Annotated in this window: 21 protein-coding genes and 1 pseudogene; 17 read left to right on the plus strand and 5 right to left on the minus strand. The window is 65.0% G+C overall.

From position 1 onward, the window contains the following. The first annotated feature begins 2 nt into the window (after window positions 1-2). The 3 genes from C8K44_RS14115 to C8K44_RS14125 are packed head-to-tail and all read left to right on the plus strand — an operon-like array spanning window position 3 to window position 2145. Window positions 3-635: a precorrin-8X methylmutase gene (locus tag C8K44_RS14115; RefSeq protein ID WP_109576415.1), complete on the plus strand. Its 633-nt coding sequence runs from the start codon at window positions 3-5 to the stop codon at window positions 633-635. Next, window positions 632-1384 (plus strand): precorrin-2 C(20)-methyltransferase, encoded by a 753-nt coding sequence (locus tag C8K44_RS14120; RefSeq protein WP_109576416.1) that lies wholly within the window; start codon window positions 632-634, stop codon window positions 1382-1384. The genes C8K44_RS14115 and C8K44_RS14120 overlap by 4 nt, the downstream gene beginning before the upstream one ends. Then, window positions 1381-2145, plus strand: a complete 765-nt coding sequence (locus tag C8K44_RS14125) for a precorrin-3B C(17)-methyltransferase (RefSeq protein ID WP_109576417.1) — start codon at window positions 1381-1383, stop codon at window positions 2143-2145. Before C8K44_RS14120 ends, C8K44_RS14125 begins: the two co-directional genes overlap by 4 nt. Here C8K44_RS14125 and C8K44_RS14130 read toward each other — a convergent pair. After that, window positions 2109-2876, minus strand: a complete 768-nt coding sequence (locus C8K44_RS14130) for a cobalt-precorrin-6A reductase (protein WP_199227094.1) — start codon at window positions 2874-2876, stop codon at window positions 2109-2111. The two genes, C8K44_RS14125 and C8K44_RS14130, sit on opposite strands and share 37 nt — an antisense overlap. Window position 2877: 1 nt before the next feature. Between C8K44_RS14130 and cbiE the strand changes: the two genes are divergently transcribed. Genes cbiE through cobM form a run of 3 tightly spaced genes read left to right on the plus strand, consistent with a single transcriptional unit; the run spans window position 2878 to window position 5254 of the window. Continuing rightward, the gene (gene cbiE / locus C8K44_RS14135) at window positions 2878-4110 is read left to right on the plus strand and encodes a precorrin-6y C5,15-methyltransferase (decarboxylating) subunit CbiE (protein ID WP_109576419.1); all 1233 of its coding nucleotides are present in this window, start codon (window positions 2878-2880) and stop codon (window positions 4108-4110) included. Further along, on the plus strand, window positions 4107-4493 hold the full coding sequence (locus C8K44_RS14140; RefSeq protein WP_109576420.1) for a cobalamin biosynthesis protein: 387 nt from the start codon (window positions 4107-4109) through the stop codon (window positions 4491-4493). Before cbiE ends, C8K44_RS14140 begins: the two co-directional genes overlap by 4 nt. After that, on the plus strand, window positions 4490-5254 hold the full coding sequence (cobM, locus tag C8K44_RS14145) for a precorrin-4 C(11)-methyltransferase (protein WP_109576421.1): 765 nt from the start codon (window positions 4490-4492) through the stop codon (window positions 5252-5254). The genes C8K44_RS14140 and cobM overlap by 4 nt, the downstream gene beginning before the upstream one ends. Here the strand turns inward: cobM and C8K44_RS14150 are convergent. Next, the gene (locus C8K44_RS14150; protein ID WP_109576462.1) at window positions 5221-6336 is read right to left on the minus strand and encodes a cobalt-precorrin-5B (C(1))-methyltransferase; all 1116 of its coding nucleotides are present in this window, start codon (window positions 6334-6336) and stop codon (window positions 5221-5223) included. The genes cobM and C8K44_RS14150 overlap by 34 nt on opposite strands. Window positions 6337-6389: 53 nt before the next feature. On the opposite strand from C8K44_RS14150, the gene cobA reads away from it, so the two are divergent. The 9 genes from cobA to C8K44_RS14195 all read left to right on the plus strand — a co-directional run bounded on the left by cobA (window position 6390) and on the right by C8K44_RS14195 (window position 14913). Then, window positions 6390-7175 (plus strand): uroporphyrinogen-III C-methyltransferase, encoded by a 786-nt coding sequence (cobA, locus tag C8K44_RS14155; RefSeq protein ID WP_109576422.1) that lies wholly within the window; start codon window positions 6390-6392, stop codon window positions 7173-7175. Then, on the plus strand, window positions 7172-8485 hold the full coding sequence (locus tag C8K44_RS14160; protein ID WP_109576423.1) for a cobyrinate a,c-diamide synthase: 1314 nt from the start codon (window positions 7172-7174) through the stop codon (window positions 8483-8485). The genes cobA and C8K44_RS14160 overlap by 4 nt, the downstream gene beginning before the upstream one ends. 1 nt (window position 8486) lies before the next feature. Next, complete coding sequence (cobS, locus tag C8K44_RS14165) at window positions 8487-9245, plus strand: adenosylcobinamide-GDP ribazoletransferase (protein WP_109576424.1); 759 nt, start codon at window positions 8487-8489, stop codon at window positions 9243-9245. 24 nt (window positions 9246-9269) lie between these two features. Next, the gene (gene cobT, locus C8K44_RS14170) at window positions 9270-10280 is read left to right on the plus strand and encodes a nicotinate-nucleotide--dimethylbenzimidazole phosphoribosyltransferase (protein WP_109576425.1); all 1011 of its coding nucleotides are present in this window, start codon (window positions 9270-9272) and stop codon (window positions 10278-10280) included. A 192-nt stretch (window positions 10281-10472) separates the two neighbouring features. Next, entirely contained in the window at window positions 10473-11459 is a 987-nt protein-coding gene (gene cysP / locus C8K44_RS14175) for a thiosulfate ABC transporter substrate-binding protein CysP (protein ID WP_109576426.1), read from the plus strand. An 81-nt stretch (window positions 11460-11540) separates the two neighbouring features. Beyond that, the gene (gene cysT / locus C8K44_RS14180; protein ID WP_109576427.1) at window positions 11541-12362 is read left to right on the plus strand and encodes a sulfate ABC transporter permease subunit CysT; all 822 of its coding nucleotides are present in this window, start codon (window positions 11541-11543) and stop codon (window positions 12360-12362) included. A 1-nt stretch (window position 12363) separates the two neighbouring features. Then, complete coding sequence (gene cysW / locus C8K44_RS14185; RefSeq protein WP_109576428.1) at window positions 12364-13272, plus strand: sulfate ABC transporter permease subunit CysW; 909 nt, start codon at window positions 12364-12366, stop codon at window positions 13270-13272. After that, on the plus strand, window positions 13269-14291 hold the full coding sequence (locus tag C8K44_RS14190; protein WP_109576429.1) for a sulfate/molybdate ABC transporter ATP-binding protein: 1023 nt from the start codon (window positions 13269-13271) through the stop codon (window positions 14289-14291). The genes cysW and C8K44_RS14190 overlap by 4 nt, the downstream gene beginning before the upstream one ends. A 172-nt stretch (window positions 14292-14463) precedes the next feature. Next, window positions 14464-14913, plus strand: a complete 450-nt coding sequence (locus tag C8K44_RS14195; protein WP_109576430.1) for an Rrf2 family transcriptional regulator — start codon at window positions 14464-14466, stop codon at window positions 14911-14913. A gap of 3 nt (window positions 14914-14916) precedes the next feature. Here the strand turns inward: C8K44_RS14195 and C8K44_RS14200 are convergent, their stop codons facing one another. From C8K44_RS14200 to C8K44_RS14205, 3 genes are all read right to left on the minus strand, one after another. Then, window positions 14917-15837, minus strand: coding sequence for an LLM class flavin-dependent oxidoreductase (locus tag C8K44_RS14200; protein ID WP_158282735.1), 921 nt, complete (start codon window positions 15835-15837; stop codon window positions 14917-14919). A 127-nt stretch (window positions 15838-15964) separates the two neighbouring features. Continuing rightward, window positions 15965-16120 carry a hypothetical protein gene (locus C8K44_RS27515; RefSeq protein WP_158282736.1) on the minus strand — a complete coding sequence of 52 codons (156 nt, stop codon included), beginning with the start codon at window positions 16118-16120 and terminating at the stop codon, window positions 15965-15967. Between the two features lie 285 nt (window positions 16121-16405). Beyond that, a complete protein-coding gene (locus tag C8K44_RS14205) occupies window positions 16406-16675 on the minus strand; it encodes a glycine zipper domain-containing protein (RefSeq protein ID WP_109576463.1) in 270 nt (89 codons plus the stop codon). 372 nt (window positions 16676-17047) lie between these two features. Between C8K44_RS14205 and C8K44_RS14210 the strand changes: the two genes are divergently transcribed. Both C8K44_RS14210 and C8K44_RS14215 read left to right on the plus strand, forming a co-directional pair. Further along, on the plus strand, window positions 17048-17533 hold the full coding sequence (locus C8K44_RS14210) for a hypothetical protein (protein WP_109576432.1): 486 nt from the start codon (window positions 17048-17050) through the stop codon (window positions 17531-17533). Window positions 17534-17846: 313 nt separating this feature from the next. After that, a pseudogene (locus tag C8K44_RS14215) lies at window positions 17847-18658 on the plus strand (IS3 family transposase); the annotation flags it as partial.

An 18658-nucleotide genomic window follows, 5' to 3' on the forward strand; every position in this document is an offset into this window, starting at 1 on the left:
ACATGGCCGCCTACGACTACATCCATGATGGCACGGCCATCTACGAACGCTCCTTCGCCATCATCCGCGCCGAGGCCGATCTCGCGCGCTTCTCGGACGATGAAGCCGACGTCGCGGTGCGCATGATCCATGCCTGCGGCCTGGTCGACGCGGCCGAGCATTTTGTCTTCTCCGAAAACTTCGTCTCCGCCGCGAGGACAGCGCTCCAATCCGGCGCGCCGATCTTCTGCGACGCCGAGATGGTGGCGCGCGGCGTCACCCGCGCCCGCCTGCCCGCTGACAACGAGGTGATCTGCACGCTGCGCGACGAGCGAACCGCCGACATCGCCAAGGCGATCGGCAACACCCGCTCCGCCGCCGCGATCGATCTCTGGATGGACAGGCTAGCGGGCTCGGTCGTCGCCATCGGCAATGCGCCGACGGCCCTGTTCTATCTGCTCGAAAAGCTGCGCGACGGCGCACCCAAGCCGGCCGCGATCATCGGCATGCCGGTCGGCTTTGTCGGTGCAGCCGAATCCAAGGATGCGCTGGCCGAGAACTCCTATGGTGTACCCTACGCCATCGTGCGCGGCCGCCTCGGCGGCAGCGCCATGACGGCAGCCGCCCTCAATTCGCTGGCGAGGCCCGGCGTATGAGTGCGGCTGCTACAAAGGGTCGCCTCATCGGCGTCGGAACCGGCCCCGGCGACCCCGAACTGATGACGGTCAAGGCCGTGCGTGCGCTGGCCGAAGCCGACGTGATCGCGCATTTTTCCAAGCGCGGCGCCAACGGCAACGCCCGCACCATCACCGAGGCGCATTTCCGCGACGACGTGATCGAGCTGCCGCTGGTCTATCCGGTTACGGTCGAGATCGACAAGGATCACGACGACTACCGCTCGGCGATCATCGGCTTCTATGAGGAATCGGCGCAGGCCGTCGCCGCCCATCTCGATCAGGGCCGCACCGTCGCCATCCTGTCCGAAGGCGACCCGCTGTTTTATGGCTCCTACATGCACTTGCATGTACGCCTGTCGCATCTCTACCCGACCGAGGTCATTCCCGGCGTCACCGCCATGTCCGGCTGCTGGTCGCAGACAAGCGTGCCGATCGTGCAAGGCGACGACGTGCTGTCGGTGCTTCCTGGCACCATGAGCGAGTTCGAACTCACCCGCCGCCTCGCCGACACCGACGCCGCCGTCATCATGAAGGTCGGCCGCAACCTGCCCAAGATCCGCAAGGCGCTGGAGGCGACGGGGAAGCTTGGCCGCGCGCTCTATGTCGAACGCGGTACCATGCCGAACACCCAACACATGCGGCTCGTAGACAAGACAGACGACAAGGCACCCTATTTCGCCATCGTGCTGGTGCCTGGCTGGGCCGGCAGGCCGGGAGCGGACCAGTGAGCGGCCGCCTCGTCGTCATCGGCCTCGGCCCCGGCAATCCGGACCAGATCACGCCCGAGGCCAGCCGCGCTATCGCCGAGGCGAGCCATTTCTATGGCTACAAACCCTATCTCGACCGCCTCGAGCTGCGCGCCGACCAGACCCGCGTCGCCTCCGACAATCGCGAGGAAATCTCGCGCTCCAATGCAGCACTTGAGATGGCGGCGAGCGGCCACAGCGTTGCAGTGGTTTCGGGCGGCGACCCCGGCGTCTTCGCCATGGCCGCGGCCGTCTGCGAAGCCATCGAGGCAGGCCCCAAGGAATGGCGCGACATCGACCTCGCAGTCGTTCCCGGCGTAACCGCCATGTTGGCCGTCGCTGCCCGCACCGGCGCGCCGCTCGGCCACGATTTTTGTGCCATCAACCTGTCGGACAATCTGAAGCCGTGGGATCTGGTCGAGCGTCGCCTGGTCGCCGTCGCCCAGGCTGGCTTCGTCATCTCGCTCTACAATCCGATCAGCAAGGCCCGCCCCTGGCAGCTCGGTAGCGCGCTCGAGACGCTGCGCGCCCATCTGCCTGCGACGACCCCCGTCATCTTCGGCCGCGCCGCCGGCCGGCCCGACGAACGCATCGAGATTGTCACGCTTGGCGAAGCAGTTCCGGAAAAAGCCGACATGGCGACCTGCGTCGTCATCGGCTCGCCGGAAACGCGCCTGATCGAACGCTCCGGCAAGCCCCCGCTGGTCTACACGCCGCGCTTTTCGGCCGGGGTGGCGAAATGATCGACCATTTCGGCCATGGCGGACACGCTCGGAGCCGACGGCACGTCGGGCAACTGTGGCCGGCGAAACAGGATAACCTCGATGCCGAGTTGCCGCGCCGCCGCGATCTTGCCGTACGTCGCCTGCCCGCCGCTGTTCTTGGCAACGATGACGTCGATCCTTTGCGCTTCGAGCAGCGCCCGCTCGTCGGCTTCGGCAAACGGCCCACGCGCAAGGATATAGGTGGCGTCGGGCACTCCGAGCGGCGGGGTGATCGGATCGACGCTGCGAATGACATAGGCATGCTGGGGCGCCGTCTCGAAAGCAGCCACCTCCTGCCGGCCGAGCGCCAGGAACACGCGGCGCGGCTTATGGCCCAGCGCGGCAACCGCTTGATCGCCGTCGTCCAGCAGCGTCCAGCGGTCTCCCTCGACCGGCTCCCAGCCGGGACGACGCAGGGCGAGGATCGGCACACCGGAAATGCGCGCCGCCTCCGCCGCGTTGGCCGAGATGCGCGCCGCATAAGGATGCGTGGCGTCGATCATGAGGTCGGACTTGTGCTCGGCCAGCCATTCGGCCAGCCCCCGCGCGCCGCCGAACCCGCCCACGCGCACCGGCACCGGCTGCGCGACCGGATTTTCGGTGCGCCCGGCCAGCGACAGCGTGATGTCGAGGTCGCCGCGCGCGGCAAGCCGGGCCGCCAGCTGCCGCGCTTCGGTGGTGCCGCCCAAAATCAGGATACGGTGGGTCATCATGCCTGCTGAGTTCAACGCACCGACGAAAAAATGGCTGACCGTCGTCGGCATCGGCGAGGACGGTGTAGCGGGTCTCGGCGACGAGGCCAAGCAAGCGATTTCAGCCGCAAGCCATGTCTTCGGCGGCAAGCGCCACCTGACGCTTGCGACCGGATTGATACGCGGCGAGGCACGGCCATGGCCGGTGCCCTTCGATGCCGGAATGCGCGACGTCGTTGCGCTGTACGGCAAGAACGTATGCGTGCTGGCATCAGGTGATCCCTTCCTACACGGCGTCGGCGCCACCTTGGCCCGCGCCGTCCCGTCGACCGAAATGCGCGTCCTGCCAGCCCCGTCCGCCTTTTCGCTGGCGGCATCCCGGCTCGGCTGGGCGCTGCAGGATATCGAGACGATCTCGCTGCACGGCCACGCCATCGACCTGATCCGCCCGCTTCTGCATCAGGGCGCGCGCATCATTGCCCTCACCTCCGACGAGAAAGCGCCAGTCCAGATTGCCAGGCTGCTCGCGGAAAGCGGCTTCGGCCAATCGCGCGTGACGGTGCTGGAAGCGCTCGGTGGTGAAAACGAGCTTATCCGCACGACGGTCGCCGCCTCATTCGACCTCGAAAACATCAATCCGCTCAACGTGCTGGCGCTTGAGCTTGAATCAACCCCGCAGGCGCGCATCTTACCATTGGCCTCCGGCCTGCCCGACGAATTGTTCGAGCATGACGGCCAGATCACCAAGCGCGAGATCCGCGCAGTCACGCTGTCCACCCTCGCCCCGCGCCGTGGCGAGTTGCTGTGGGACATCGGCGCCGGCTCCGGCTCGATCTCCATCGAATGGATGCTCTGCCACACGTCCCTACGCGCCATCGCCATCGAGGCGAATGCCGAACGCGCCGAGCGCATCGAGCGCAACGCCAGCGGCTGCGGCGTGCCGGGCTTGCGGATTGTCAAAGGTGCAGCGCCCGAGGCACTCGCCGAGCTCCCCACGCCCGACGTGATCTTCATCGGCGGCGGCGGATCGGAAACAGGCGTCTTCGATGCCGCAATTGCAGCCCTTCTGCCCGGCGGCCGGCTTGTCGCCAATGCCGTCACGCTCGAAATGGAAGCCCTGCTGTTTGCGCGCCATGCCGCGCTCGGCGGCGACCTTCTCCGTCTTCAAGTCTCCCGCGCCGCCCCTGTTGGCTCGATGACCGGCTGGCGGCCGGCGATGCCGGTCACGCAATGGAGCTGGGTAAAGCCATGATGGTCGCAGGCATTGGCTGCCGCAAAGGCGCAGCACACGAAGACATCTTGTCCGCAATCGAAACCGCTCTAGAAGCTCACGGCCTCGTGGTCACGGCGCTGACGGCGCTGGCAACGGCAAGCCTGAAACACGACGAGCCCGGCATACTCGCAGCCGCCCGCCGCCTCGACCTGCCGCTGCTAGTCATCGACGACGCGGCGCTGTCGGCCGTCGCTGGCCGCACGCTCAGCCATTCCCAAGCCTCGCAGAAAGCCACCGGCACGCCGTCCGTCTCCGAGGCGTCTGCCCTCGCCGCCGCAGGCACCGACGCCACTCTGCTCGGTCCGCGCACGATTGTCGGCCCCGCCACTTGCGCCATCGCCACCTCTGGAGCCACAGCTTGACCGTTCATTTCATTGGCGCCGGCCCGGGCGCGGCAGACCTCATCACCCTGCGCGGCAGCCGCCTGCTCGGTGCATGCCCGGTCTGCCTCTATGCCGGCTCCATCGTCTCGCCGGAGCTTTTGACCTATTGCCCCAGCGATGCCCGGCTGGTCGACACCGCCCCCATGTCGCTCGACGAGATCGAGGCCGAGTATGTCGCGGCTCACAACGCCGGCCACGACGTCGCCCGCCTGCATTCGGGCGATCTATCGGTGTGGAGCGCGGTCGCCGAGCAGATCCGCCGGCTAGAGAAGCACGGCATACCCTACACGCTCACCCCCGGGGTGCCATCCTTCGCCGCTGCCGCGGCAGCGCTGAAGCGCGAGCTGACAATCCCGGAAGTCGCCCAGAGTTTGGTGCTCACCCGAACCTCCGGCCGCGCCTCGAAGATGCCGCCCGGCGAAACCCTCGCCGGATTCGGCCGCACGGGTGCGACGCTCGCGGTGCATCTGTCGATCCACGCCATCGACCAGGTCGTGGCGGAGCTTGTACCGCATTACGGCCCGGAGTGCCCCGTCGCCGTCGTCTTCCGCGCCTCCTGGCCGGATGAGCGCATCGTCAGGGGGACGCTGGAGACAATTGCGGCCGAACTGGCGAAGGACCCGATCGAGCGCACCGCCATCATCTTCGTCGGCCAGTCGCTGGCTTCAGAGGATTTCCGCGAAAGCTCGCTCTACGACGCCTATTATCAGCGCCGCTTCAGGGGACGCGACGGGTTATGAGACGGCGCGAAGGGCGCATGCCCCCTCAATTCGCCCTCGCGGTTGAAGACAAGTATCTCGACCGCGATGTCGGGATTGTCGAACACGGCAGCCGCCGTGCGCCAGGCAGCGCTTGCGACAGCATCGCCGATGGCGATACCGGCCTTGTTGGCCTCTATGAAGGCCTCGGCCACCGTGTTGGCTCCCTTGATGCGGACCTGGAGCTCGGCATCGGCGCCGGCCTCGACGGCAACCGCAGCCAAGCCGTCGAGATCGGCCGAGCCACGGCTCGAATGCAGGTCGAGCAGCCCCTGCGCAAGCTTGGTCATCTTGGCGACGCCGCCGGCTATCGTCACCTTCGGCACCGGATGGGCACGGATGTATTTGAGCATGCCACCGACGAAGTCGCCCATGTCGATCAGTTGCACCTCGTGCAGGCCATGGAATTTTTGGACCGCCATCTCGGAGGCGTTGCCGGTCGAGCCCGCGACATGATCGAAACCCATGGCGCGCGAAACGTCTATGCCGCGATGGATAGAATGAATCCAGGCCGAGCAGGAATAGGGAATGACGATGCCGGTCGTTCCAAGGATCGAGATGCCGCCGAGGATGCCCAGGCGCGGGTTCAGCGTCTTGAGCGCCATGTCCTCGCCGCCGGCGACGGAAATCTCGACCTCGACATCGGCGCCCTCGCCCAGCACCTCGGCGACGACACCCGCGATCATCTTGCGCGGCACCGGGTTGATCGAGGCTTCGCCCGGCGGGATAGGCAGACCCGGTCGCGTCACGGTGCCGACGCCCTTGCCCGCCCGGAACACCACGCCGCAGCCGGCCGTGCCCGGCCGCACCGTGCTCATCACAAGCGCGCCATGCGTCACGTCGGGATCGTCGCCGGCGTCCTTGACGATGCCGGCCATCGCCCAGTCGTCGCCGCGCTCGTGTCTCGCCAAGGCGAAGGCCACGTTCTGACCGCCCGGCAGCACGATCTCCACCGGGTCGGGAAACTGCCCCATATTCAAAGCCACGCACGCCGCCTTCGTGGCAGCGGTAGCGCAGGCACCTGTTGTCCAGCCGCGCTTGAGCGGACGATCTTCTTCATTCATGACGCGATCTATAGGCTGGCCGGGCCGGCGCGTCATCGCCGAAAGCGACACGCATGAGCCTCGAAAATGCCATCTCGCGTCTGAACTACAGGCAGCACCAGCTAGAACCCGGCCATATCTGGCTGGCCGGCGCCGGCCCCGGCGATCCCGGACTGCTGACGCTCGACGTCTTGTCGGCGCTCGCCCAGGCCGACGCGCTGGTACATGACGCCCTGGTGTCGCCCGAAATCGTCGCGGTCGCCGAACAGGCCGAAAAATTCTTCGTCGGCAAACGGGGCGGCAGGTTGTCGATCCCGCAGGGCGACATCAACGCACTGCTGGTCAGGCTGGCACGCGAAGGCCGCAAGGTCGTGCGGCTCAAGGGTGGCCATCCCTTCGTCTTCGGCCGGGGTGCCGAGGAAGCACTGGTGCTGACCCGCGAAAACATCCCCTGGCGCGTACTGTCGGGCGTAACCTCCGCCTTCGGCGGCCTGTCTTCGGCGGGCATCCCGGCCACCATGCGCGGTGTCAACGGCGCGATCATTCTCGCCACCGGCTTTGCCGCCGTCAGTGACGACCGCCCCGATTGGGCAGCGCTTGCCCGCACCGGCCAACCCATCGTCATCTATATGGGCCTGACACACATGGCCGAGACCGTGGCCGAGCTGATGGCGGGCGGCCTGTCGGCGGATACGCCCTCCGCTTTCGTCGAGAACGCCTCGATGCCCGAGGAGCGTACGGTCACCGCCACGCTGGGCACGCTGATCGCCACCGCCGAGCGCGAAAAAGTGGTCTCGCCATCGCTCATCGTCGTCGGCGGCATCGTTTCGCTGCGCGCCGAACTTGTGGGGCAGAAGTGACCGCGCGCGGCCTCATCATCGGCGCTCCGCGTTCCGGCTCGGGCAAGACCAGCGTCACCATCGGGCTTTTGCGCGCCCTTGCCCGTCGCGGCCTGCGCGTTCGCGGCGCGAAATCCGGCCCCGACTACATCGATCCCGGCTTCCACAAGGCGGCGACGGGCCTTCCCGGCGTCAATCTCGACAGCTGGGCGATGCCACCGTCGCTGCTCAACGGGCTCGCCGCCGAGGCGGCTTCCGATACCGATATCGTCATAGTCGAAAGCGCCATGGGCCTGTTCGACGGCATTCCCGCGCCGCACGGCCGCTCGGGTGCTGCCGCCGATCTCGCCCGGCTCTACGGCCTGCCGGTGCTGCTGGTGCTCGACGTGTCCGGCCAATCGCAGACGGCTGCCGCCATCGCCAAGGGTTTCGCCACTTACGATCCGGAGGTGCGCATCGCGGGCGTCGTGCTCAACCGCCTCGGCAGCGAACGCCACCGCAAGCTTGCCGGCGACGCCATCGAAGCACTTGGCCTGCCCGTCGTCGGCGCTATCCTGCGCGATCCCACGCTGTCGATCCCCGAGCGCCATCTCGGCCTCGTCCAGGCGGAAGAGCATGCCGACCTGTTCGCCCATATCGACAAGCTCGCCGACATGGTCGAGCGCTCTCTCAACATCGACGCCATCGTCGCGCTGGCGACGCCGCTGGCGCCAAGCGCCGGCGACCAAGCTTTCGCCCTGCCACCACCTGGCCAGCGCATCGCGCTCGCCCAGGATGCCGCTTTCACCTTCCTTTACCCCCATGTAGCCGCCCATTGGCGCGCCATGGGGGCGGAACTTGTGCCGTTCTCGCCGCTCGCCGACCAGGCGCCCGATGCTTCCTGCGACGTCTGCTGGCTATCAGGCGGCTATCCGGAACTGCACGCCGGCCGCCTCGCAGCTGCTTCGAACTTCCTGTCGGGCACGCGCCGTTTCGCCGAAACCAAGCCCGTCCATGGCGAATGCGGCGGCTTCATGGTGCTCGGCCGCTCCATCGAGGATGCCGACGGCGTCACCCACGACATGCTCGGCCTGCTCGGCCACGCCACCAGCTTCGCCAAGCGCAAGATGAACCTCGGATACCGTCAGGCGACACTCTCTGCACCCTGTCCGCTCGGCAACACTGGCAGCGTCATTCGCGGCCACGAGTTCCACTATGCCCAAACGGTTGTTACAGGCGACGACAGCCCGCTTGGCGAACTGGCCGACGGCCAGGGCAGTCCGCTCGGCGGCTTCGGCGGCCGGCGCGGCCATGTCACGGGCACCTTCTTCCACGCGATCGCGCGAGGCTGAGATGGTCAGGCCGGCAACGCTCTTAGACGACATCCGCATCGGCCTCGTCTTCTTCACGCGCCTGCCGCTGCCGCATTTCGAGGTCAGGGACCGCTCGCTCGCCGACGCCATCTGGACCGCGCCTCTGGTCGGCCTCGTCGTCGCATTTGTCGTCTGGCTGGCCTTTGCAGCCGGACATGCCCTCGGCCTCGCCGAAGGGCCGGCGGCCGCCCTGGCGATCGCCGCTGCCATGCTGGTTACCGGCTGCCTGCACGAGGACGGCCTGTCCGACACGGCCGACGGCTTCGGCGGCGGGCGCACGCGCGAGCGCAAGCTCGAAATCATGCGTGACAGCCATATCGGCAGCTATGGCGCGGCGGCGCTTATGCTTTCCATCCTGGCGCGCTGGAGCGCGATTGCCGAAATCGAAGATCCGGCTCCCGTATTCGCCGCCCTCGTCGCCGCCCATGTCGGCTCGCGCGCGTTGATTCCCGCCTTCATGCATCACATGCCGCAGGCGCGCATCGACGGGCTTGCCGCCGGCGTCGGCACGGTCGCCGACGGGGCCGTGATCGCCGCTCTTGTCATCGGCGCCTTCGGCCTGCTTTTCCTCGGGCTCAAGGGCGCAATCGTCGCAGCCCTGTGCCTCACCATCCTCTTCCTCGCCTTCCGAAAGCTCTGCCTCGCCCAGATCGGCGGCCAGAGCGGCGACACCATCGGCGCCCTGCAGCAACTGGCTGAGATCGCCTTGCTTTTCACCGCATCCGCCGTTCTGGCTTGATTCAGTCTTGGAGTATTTGCAGCCATGGCATTCAAATCGCTTGATCAATTGCGTGCAGCCTGCCTCGACCTTCCAGCCGGCAGCGATGCTGCCGCCGATGCCGTCGCCCGCCGCCAGGACACGCTGACCAAACCGCGCGGCAGCCTCGGCAAGCTCGAATCCATCGCCGCCTGGCTGGCGCGCTGGCAGGACCGCGACATGCCAAAGCTGGATCGCGTGAAGGTCATCGTCTTTGCCGGCAATCATGGTGTGACCGCGCAAGGCGTATCGGCCTATCCTTCCGAGGTGACTGTGCAAATGGTCGCGAACTTCGCCGGCGGGGGCGCTGCCATCAACCAGCTCGCCCGCCTTGCCGGCGCAGAGCTTTCGGTGATCCCGCTCGACCTCAACCACCCCACCGGCGACTTCACCCAGACTGTCGCGATGAGCGAGTCGGAGTTCCTCGCCGCCGTCTCCACTGGATATGAAGCAGTTGACGAGGATCTCGACCTCATCTGCTTCGGCGAAATGGGCATCGGCAACACCACGCCGGCCGCAGCAATCGCCGCGGCCCTGTTCGGCGGCACCGGCCGGGACTGGGCCGGACGTGGCACAGGCGTCGATGACAGTGGCCTGTCGCGCAAGTTCGCCGCGATCGATGCTGGCCTCGCCCGCCATGCGGCAACGCTTGCCGACCCGCTCGCCGTCGCCGCCAATCTCGGCGGCCGCGAGCTCGCCGCCATCCTCGGCGCCACGCTCGCCGCGCGCCATCATGGTATTCCGGTCCTGCTCGACGGCTTTGTCGTCACCGCGGCGGCAGCACCTCTGGCAAAACTCCACCCGCAGGGCCTTGCGCACACACTGTCCGCGCACGTATCCGCCGAGGCCGGCCATCGCCAGCTGCTGGAGACACTTCAGCTTTCGCCACTGCTCGACATAGGCATGCGACTGGGCGAAGGTTCGGGTGCATGTCTCGCCGTCAACCTCGTGCGTTCGGCGCTGGAGTGCCACGCCAGGATGGCCAGTTTTGCGGAAGCCGGTGTCACCGACAAATAGTCGCGAATTCCCGACGCTTAAACAAAATTACTGGCGTAGTGGAAAACCATTTCTTCCATTATGCCATCAAAGAGAAGAAAATTTCCCATCTCTCGATAGAGGCAGGCGGCGTCTGCCTCCTCCGTGCGCGTGCTCCCGACTATCTTGCGGCTCACTTTAGCCATTTGCCGCTTGTCTCAGGAGAATGCCCCCATGAAACGTTTCCTTCTCGTCGGCGCTGCTGTCGCTGCGGTCCTCGCCGGCCCACTGCAGGCATCCGCCGCAGACAAGCTGCTCAACGCTTCCTATGACGTCGCACGCGAACTGTTTGCCGCCGAAAACGCTGCCTTCATCGCCAAGAATGCTGGCGTCACCGTCGACCAGTCACATGCCGGCACCTCCAAGCAGGCACGCGCCATCGTCGAGGGACTGGAAGCTGACGTCGTCACCTTTAACCAGGTCACCGACATTGAGTTCCTGGTGAAGAACGGCTTCGTATCAGACGACTGGAAGAAGGATTTCGCCAATCAGGCTTCGCCCTTCTATTCGCTGCCGTCCTTCCTCGTACGCGCCGGCAATCCCAAGGGCATCAAGGACTGGTCCGACCTGGTCCGCGATGACGTCAAGGTGGTGTTCCCGAACCCGAAGACCTCGGGTAATGCCCGCTACACCTATCTCGCTGCCACCGCCTACGCCAAGGAAGCCTTCAAGGGCGACGAGGCCAAGGTAAAGGAGTTCGTGACGAAGCTGTTCGACAACGTACCGGTGTTCGACACCGGCGGCCGCGCCGCCACCACCACCTTCGTCGAGCGCAACATCGGCGACGTCCTGATCACCTTCGAGGCCGAGACCCGCTCGATCGCCAAGGAATACGGCTCCGACAAGGTCGAGAGCGTCATCCCCTCGGTCAGCCTGCTAGCCGAATTCCCCGTCGCCATAGTCGACAAGGTCGTCGACAAGCGCGGCTCGCGCGACCTCGCGAAATCCTATCTCGACTTCCTCTACACGCCGGAGGGCCAAAAGATCGCCGCCCAGCATGGCAACCGCGTTCATGACGCAACGGTTGCCGCCGAGTTCAAGGACCAGTTCCCCGAGGTTCGCCTCGTCACCGTGGAGGATGTCTTCGGCGGCTGGGACAAGGTCCAGAAGGAACATTTTGGTTCAGGCGGCCTGCTTGAAGAGATTTACGGCGAGCGTTGACCATAGGTCATCATTGCTGTTGAGAATGGGAGAGCCGGCCAACGCCGGCTTTCTCGTTGAAATTCGAAGGAAGGCTTATCAGTGGCGCGCCGCATCCTGCCGGGGTTTCCCCTGGCGCTGGGGATAACCCTCGTCTACGTCTCGATCATCGTCGTACTGCCGCTCGGCGCGCTGGTCTTCAAGGCGGCCAGCCTCGGCTTCGAGGATTACTGGCGCATCGTTTCGTCGCCGCGCGCCGTCGCCAGTTACCGTGTGACGGCACTTTCGGCGCTCGGCGCCACCGCATTCAACCTGGTCTTCGGCATGGCGCTAGCTTGGGTGCTGGTGCGCTACCGCTTTCCCGGCCGGCGCTTCGTCGACGCGCTGGTAGACCTGCCCTTCGCCTTACCAACGGCAGTTGCCGGCATAGCGCTGACGACCTTGTTCGCTGAAAACGGCTGGTTCGGCTCGGTGCTGGCCGAGATCTGCGTCAAGGTCGCCTACACCCCGCTCGGCATCATGGTAGCCATGGCGTTCACCAGCCTGCCCTTCATCGTCCGCACGGTACAGCCGGTGCTGGAAGACCTCGACCCCGCACTTGAGGAAGCCGCCCAAACACTCGGCGGCAGCGACCGCTCGATCTTTCTGCGGGTCATCCTGCCGCTGTTGGCGCCCGCCTTGCTCGCCGGCCTGTCCTTGTCCTTCGCCCGTAGCCTCGGCGAGTTCGGTGCCATCATCTTCATCGCCGGCAACCAGCCGATGTCGACCGAGATCACGGCGCTGCTCGCGTTTATCCGCCTCGAGGAATACGACTACCAGGCGGCAGCGGCCATCGCCTCCGTGCTGCTGATAACTGCGTTCCTGATGCTTGCCGTCACAAACATCCTGCAGGCCCGCGCCCTGCGCTACACGGCGAGGGGCTGAGATGAACGTTCCCACCAGGAACCGCCCGCCCCGCGTAGGCGATGCGCCCGCCTTCCGCCGCGCCCTCATCGGCATCGTCCTGACGTTTGTGGCGATCGTCATCATCGCCCCCCTGGCCGTCATCGGCTACCAGGCCTTCTCGCAAGGCTTTGCCGTCTACGCCGCAGCGATCTCCCATCCCGACACGCTGCATGCCATCGGGCTGACCGTCGTCACAGCACTGATCGCGGTTCCGATCAACACCGCCTTCGGCGTCGCCGCCGCCTGGGCCATAACCAAATTTGATTTTTGGGGCCGCCGCTTCCTGCTGGTCGTCATCGAAATCCCGTTCTCGATCTCGCCCATCGTCGCCGGCGTCGCCTATCTCTTCGTCTACGGCCTGCAGGGTCTGTTCGGCCCGGCACTGGAACAGGCCGACGTCAAGATCCTGTTCGCTCTGCCCGGCATCGTGCTCGCCTCGATGTTCGTCACCGCACCCTTCGTCGCCCGCGAACTGATCCCGCTGATGCAGGCACAGGGGCGCGATCTCGAAGAGGCAGCGACATCGCTCGGCGCCTCGGGTTGGCGCACCTTCTTCTCGGTCACGCTGCCCAACATCCGCTGGGCGCTGCTCTATGGCGTAGTGCTGTGCAATGCGCGTGTCATGGGCGAGTTTGGCGCCGTCTCTGTCGTGTCGGGTAACATCCGCGGCCAGACCAACACACTGCCGCTGCACATCGAGCTGCTCTACCACGACTACCAGACGGCGGGCGCTTTCGCCGCCGCCTCGATCCTGGCACTGCTCGCCGTCGTCACGCTTATCGCCAAGGTGCTGCTCGAGCGCCAGGGCGCCGGCCGCGCCCGCCGCCGCCCCGCACTTGCAGCCCCCGTGGCCGCCCCCAAAACCGCTTCCGCAGAGATTTCGTCATGAAAATCCGCCTCGACAACGTCGTGAAGACCTTCGAGACCTTCCGCGCCGTCCACGGCGTCTCGCTCGAAATCGAAAGCGGCGAGCTTGTCGCCCTGCTCGGCCCCTCCGGCTCCGGCAAGACCACCATCCTGCGCATGGTCGCCGGCCTCGAATATGCCGATGCCGGCCACATCTATTTCGGCGACGAGGACGCGACCGACATTCCGGTGCGCGACCGTGGCGTCGGTTTCGTGTTCCAGCACTACGCCCTGTTTCCGCACATGACGGTCGCAGAAAACATCGCCTTCGGCATGAAGGTGTCAAAGGTTCGCCGCGACAAGACGGCCATCGATGCGCGCGTCACCGAACTCTTGCGCCTCGTCCAGCTCGAGGGCCTGGCTGAGCGTTTCCCCGGCCAGATCTCCGGCGGCCAGCGCCAGCGCGTCGCCCTTGCCCGCGCTCTCGCCGTCGATCCGAAGGTGCTCTTGCTCGACGAACCCTTCGGCGCACTCGACGCCAATGTGCGCCGCGACCTGCGCCGCTGGCTGCGCGAAATCCACCAGGAGCTCGGCATCACCACGCTGTTCGTAACCCACGACCAGGAAGAAGCGCTCGACCTTGCCGACCGCGTCGTCATTCTCGACAAGGGCCAGATCGTCCAGCAAGGCACGCCGGAAGAGGTCTGCCGCAATCCGGCTTCCGCCTTCGTCATGAATTTTTTGGGCGACACCAACCGCTTCACGGCGGCGGTTTCCGACGGCGTCGCGCGCCTCGGCGAGGCACGCATCCCTGCCCCCGGTTTTGACGACGGCCCGGTCGAAATCTTCCTGCGCCCCAGCGATCTCGGCTGGAGCAGCAGCGGCGCTGGCATCCCCGCAACCGTCGCCCGCGTCATCGATCGACCCGCCGGACGGCGCATTCTGGCGCTGACCACGACGGGCGAAGCCGTCGAACTCGACGTCGCGCCGGAAACCCAGGTCAGCGCCCGCGAACAAGGCATCATCACCATCGAGCGCGCCAGGGTTTACGCGACCGGCTGATTCGCCGTCAAAACCGCGAAACTTACGGAAAATCAACGCGTTTCGGCTTGTATATCAAGTCTGTGGAATTTATCTCTGGTGAAGGCCGGAATGCGATGGGGACGAGTCGTTATCCCAGGCAAGCAACCTCACGCTGCGACAGGCAGCCGGAAGCCGATGACACACGTTCACCATGCTGACTAAAAAAGGCAAATACGGCCTCAAGGCCCTCGTTCACCTATCCCAACTGCCCGCTGGCCAGCTCGCCTTCGTCGGCGACATCGCGACCGCCAACAAGATTCCAAAGAAGTTCCTCGACGCGATCCTCGGCGAGCTCCGCAATGCCGGTTTCGTTCAGAGCCGCAAGGGCAAGGATGGCGGCTACCGCCTCGCCAAGCCGGCCTCAGAGATCAAGATCGGCCATGTCGTGCGCGTGCTCGACGGCCCGCTGGCGCCCATTCCTTGCGCCAGCCGGACCCAGTACCAGCCTTGCGACGACTGCGACGAGGCCACCTGCCAGATCCGGCACATGATGCTCGAAGTCCGCCAGGCCATCGCCGGCGTGCTCGACAACCGCAGCCTCGCGCAGGTGCGCGACGCCGCCAATGACGACATCCTGGCAGACGCCCTGCACCACGCCTGAGCGTCAGACAACCCGGCGCAACACCACTGGACGCTTGCGAGAATGTGCCTGCGTCGGTTCGTGCCGGCGAAATGCCTTGCGCAGCAGCGGTATGATCTGGTGCCCGAAGGCTTCGACCGCATCCGCATCTTCAAGTCCGTAAATGATGAAATCGCTGACGCCGAGCTCGACGAAACCGGCGAGTACGGAAACGGCGTGCTCTGGCTCGCCGGCAAGCTGCCACGGCTGTGCTCCACCCTCGCCGACATGAACGGGCAGCGAGAAGCGGATGCGCTGGGCCCGACCGAATGGCTCGGCCGCAACCCTCACGCGCTCGATCAGCCGCAGCGTGTCGTCAAAACCGCCAACCGGGAGTTCGAAGCAGTCCGCGTGACGGCCCACGATCTTCAGCGCACTGCCGGACAATCCACCCAGTTGCAGCGGGATGGCAGCACCCTCAGCCGCTTTCATCGGCACGAAGCCGCCATGGATGCGGTAGAATAAGCCCTCATGGTCGAAGGGCTGGGTATTGCTCCACAGCCGCTTGAGCAGCATCAGATACTCGTCCGTGCGCCCGAGCGTGGCGACGAGGCCGCTGTCGTCATTGGTCTCGCGCAGGTCGCGGCTCGGCGGCACGCGCAACGCCAGCCGGCCAGCACCGATCTGGTCGAAGGCGGCGAATTGCCGAGCGGCCACTACGGGTGCGACGATGCCCGGCCAGTGAGATACCAGCACGCCGATCGACTGCGTACTGCGCAGCGCAAGCGACGCCAGGTCCATGTTGGCAAGCAGCCCGCCCATGTCGTCGATGAGGACACGGCTGAACCCTGCCCTCTCGAGCTGTCGCAGCCTCTGCACGGCAACCGCCGTGTCGGAAAAGAAGGAAGAGTGAAGTTCGTCCTTGTCGGCAACGCCGCCCGGGCAATGGGTGAAGTCGATCTGCATCGCAAACTCCTTCATCTTGTCAGGAACAGTTATTGGCGCCGCCCGCGCCGGTTCACGCGTTACTGTGGAAACCTTCTTCAGTTAGGTTGAGCTAGCTTTGCATGCCCGCCTCCGGGCACGAACGGTCCTAGTGGACCAAGCCGACGACGACGGCCGCGGTGAAGCCGAACGACACCGTGAAGAACAGGTAGGACGCAAGCTGTGCAATGCTGGCAGGCTTGCCTGCTGCGGCCGCTGCGGTCTCAGCGGCCCGGCTGTTCGAGAGATACTGGGTCTGTGCCATCGCAATCTCCATCATGCCGTTAGTCTATAAAATTAATAGACTTTGTCGATTGCTAATTTTGGCAAGATTGTGGAACGGCTTTGCCGCGGTACCGGCGCGCGGAGCATTTTTGTCCTCAGCGGCAACCAAATTCCATGGCGGATTGCTTCAGCCTGTGATGAAAACACCGCAAGTCATCGCAATTACTTTTTTGAAAACAAATGGATAACAAGCTGGCTGCCTACCGAAGGAAAAGGCCGAAGGCGCGTCAGCGCCTTCGGCCTATCGTCTTGTGGGATTGCCGGCTCAATAGCCGCGCTGGCATGGCGCGACATAGGTGCGGCCATAGCGGTCGCGGTAGCGGCACTGGTTGGGCTCGTTGGCGTGGCCAATCAGGCCACCGGCGACGGCACCCACCGCACCGCCAACGAGCGCACCTTCCGTACGGTTTCCGGGGGCGGCAACTGCACTGCCGATCGCTGCGCCGCCGAGGCCGCCAATAGCTGCACCCTGCTGGGTTTGCGAACAGGCTGCCAGCGGCACCAGCAGAGCAAGACACAAGGCCAGTTTCTTCATCACCATCTCTCCGAAAAAGCTTGAATTGGCCGCCCCACGTACAATGCGCGACGGCAAATATCGATCCATGGCGCTTGTGACGCCTGATCGCCGAGTCCCTTCAAGCGATGAGATGCCTCGGCATTTCGGCGGCAATCGGGCAGCGGTGCAAGTTGAGGGCCGGCTTGCCGAAGAACGCCCGTTAGATTGCCCTAAGCATCAAGGGCGGCGCTCGGCAAAAAATCTGGACAAATGTGGAGTGGTGCAGGTGCTTGGCCCGAGTGCTGGCAACGGCAACGATCAACCCCCGCCCAAACGCGGCCTCATCGTTGGAAAAGCCAGCGCAGCTACGCTACCCAAGATGCAGCCGATTCGCGAACCGCTGGAACCACCATGAACAAGGCCGCCACCTCATTTGCCCTCGTCGCCGTCTTGACGGCGTTGTTGATGGCACTCAGCCTAGCGGTGGCGCGGCACGGTTATCCGTTCGGCGTCACCGGCGTGAAGCGCCTGGACGGCATCGCCAATGCCGACAAGTTCCTGCCATTGGCGGCAGTCTACTTCTTTGCCAGCATGCTGATGATGATCCTGCCGCTCAAGGCGGCAAGCATGGTTTTGCTCAACGCGGCCGATACCATCCATTGGGTTGTCATCGCGCTGTTCGCAACGATCGTCGGCTGCCTAGCAGCGCGCTGGGCCTTTGGCCAGGCAAGCGCGCCATGGGCCCTGCTCGACTGGCGCTTCCTGTTCGTCGCCGCCATCGTCGGGTGCCATCTGGCGATGAACGAACTCCGGCGCAACATCCTCTTACGAAGCCTGTCCTTCGCCATCTTCGGCGGAGCCACGCTGGCCTGCTTGTTCTGGTCGTTTCGGGTCTAACGACACTCAGAGGCGACAAGCAGACGCAAAAAGTCAGGCTTTCGGTCGACCTCAGACTCCAGATAAACCCCGCCCGTTTGGGCCTGAGGTTGTTGGAAAGATTGCCAAGCACAGGCGGACGATGCCGTTGCTTGGCGCCAGGCGACATCTCCAAACTTGCAAATGATGGTGTGCAGGCCCATGCCGGGCCCGTGCATGCTCGGCCATGACCCTCATGAAAACTGGTTGAAATTGCTCTGATCCCCGGAAACTGGACCGTTCAGAATTGGAGTTTTCCGCTGTAGTTTCCCGGTTGGGAGAGGAGCGGAGAGCGATGAAGGCATCGAAGTTTTCGGACGTACAGAAGGCGTTCATTCTGAAGCAGGGAGCTGACGGCATTCCGGTGGCGGAGATCTGCCGCCGTGCCGGGATCAGCCAGGCAACCTACTTCAACTGGAAAAAGAAATATGACGGGCTGCTGCCAACGGAGATGAAGCGACTGAAGCAGCTGGAGGATGAGAACGGCAAGCTGAGGAAGCTGGTCGCCGACCTGTCGCTGGACAAGGAGATGCTGCAGGACGTGATCCGCCGAAAACTGTGAGGCCTGGTCGCAAACGCGAGCTGGTGGCGGATACTTGTACTGAGTGGAACGTGTCGATCCGGCGAGCATGCCGGGTTCTGGAGTTCGACACCTCGACCTATCACTACAAGTCCCGTCGCCGCGATCAGGCCGGCATCGAAGCTCGGATCAAAGACATCTGCGCAACGCGGGTTCGTTATGGCTACCGGCGCGTGCACGTGATGCTCACGCGCGAGGGCTGGGACATCAACATGAAGCGGACCTATCGGATTTACAGGGACTTAGGGCTTCAATTGAGGAACAAGACACCGAAAAGGCGCGTGAAGGCGAAGCTGCGAGACGATCGCCAGCCGGCCGTCGAGCCCAACGACGTGTGGGCGATGGACTTCGTTCACGACCAACTCGCGACGGGCAAGAAGATCCGCGTCCTGACGGTCGTCGATACGTTCTCGCGCTACGTGCCGGTGCTCGACCCGCGCTTCAGCTACCGAGCAGAGGACGTGGTCAGGACGCTGGAACAAGTCTGCCCTCGGATCGGCTATCCGAAGACGATCAGGGTCGATCAG

The organism is Aminobacter sp. AP02 (genome assembly GCF_003148805.1).
Classification (GTDB): Bacteria; Pseudomonadota; Alphaproteobacteria; order Rhizobiales; family Rhizobiaceae; genus Aminobacter.

What these genes read in the sequence shown, in the direction of transcription:
- cysP (WP_109576426.1), top strand. Translation starts at nt 10,473, where the DNA reads ATGAAACGTTTCCTTCTCGTCGGCGCTGCTGTCGCTGCGGTCCTCGCC.
- cysW (WP_109576428.1), top strand. Translation starts at nt 12,364, where the DNA reads ATGAACGTTCCCACCAGGAACCGCCCGCCCCGCGTAGGCGATGCGCCC.
- cobA (WP_109576422.1), top strand. Translation starts at nt 6,390, where the DNA reads ATGAGCCTCGAAAATGCCATCTCGCGTCTGAACTACAGGCAGCACCAG.
- C8K44_RS14210 (WP_109576432.1), top strand. Translation starts at nt 17,048, where the DNA reads ATGAACAAGGCCGCCACCTCATTTGCCCTCGTCGCCGTCTTGACGGCG.
- C8K44_RS14190 (WP_109576429.1), top strand. Translation starts at nt 13,269, where the DNA reads ATGAAAATCCGCCTCGACAACGTCGTGAAGACCTTCGAGACCTTCCGC.
- cobT (WP_109576425.1), top strand. Translation starts at nt 9,270, where the DNA reads ATGGCATTCAAATCGCTTGATCAATTGCGTGCAGCCTGCCTCGACCTT.
- C8K44_RS14130 (WP_199227094.1), bottom strand. Translation starts at nt 2,876, where the DNA reads ATGACCCACCGTATCCTGATTTTGGGCGGCACCACCGAAGCGCGGCAG.
- cbiE (WP_109576419.1), top strand. Translation starts at nt 2,878, where the DNA reads ATGCCTGCTGAGTTCAACGCACCGACGAAAAAATGGCTGACCGTCGTC.
- C8K44_RS14195 (WP_109576430.1), top strand. Translation starts at nt 14,464, where the DNA reads ATGCTGACTAAAAAAGGCAAATACGGCCTCAAGGCCCTCGTTCACCTA.
- cobS (WP_109576424.1), top strand. Translation starts at nt 8,487, where the DNA reads ATGGTCAGGCCGGCAACGCTCTTAGACGACATCCGCATCGGCCTCGTC.
- C8K44_RS14150 (WP_109576462.1), bottom strand. Translation starts at nt 6,336, where the DNA reads ATGAATGAAGAAGATCGTCCGCTCAAGCGCGGCTGGACAACAGGTGCC.
- C8K44_RS14200 (WP_158282735.1), bottom strand. Translation starts at nt 15,837, where the DNA reads ATGCAGATCGACTTCACCCATTGCCCGGGCGGCGTTGCCGACAAGGAC.
- C8K44_RS14140 (WP_109576420.1), top strand. Translation starts at nt 4,107, where the DNA reads ATGATGGTCGCAGGCATTGGCTGCCGCAAAGGCGCAGCACACGAAGAC.
- C8K44_RS14205 (WP_109576463.1), bottom strand. Translation starts at nt 16,675, where the DNA reads ATGAAGAAACTGGCCTTGTGTCTTGCTCTGCTGGTGCCGCTGGCAGCC.
- C8K44_RS14120 (WP_109576416.1), top strand. Translation starts at nt 632, where the DNA reads ATGAGTGCGGCTGCTACAAAGGGTCGCCTCATCGGCGTCGGAACCGGC.
- C8K44_RS14115 (WP_109576415.1), top strand. Translation starts at nt 3, where the DNA reads ATGGCCGCCTACGACTACATCCATGATGGCACGGCCATCTACGAACGC.
- C8K44_RS27515 (WP_158282736.1), bottom strand. Translation starts at nt 16,120, where the DNA reads ATGGCACAGACCCAGTATCTCTCGAACAGCCGGGCCGCTGAGACCGCA.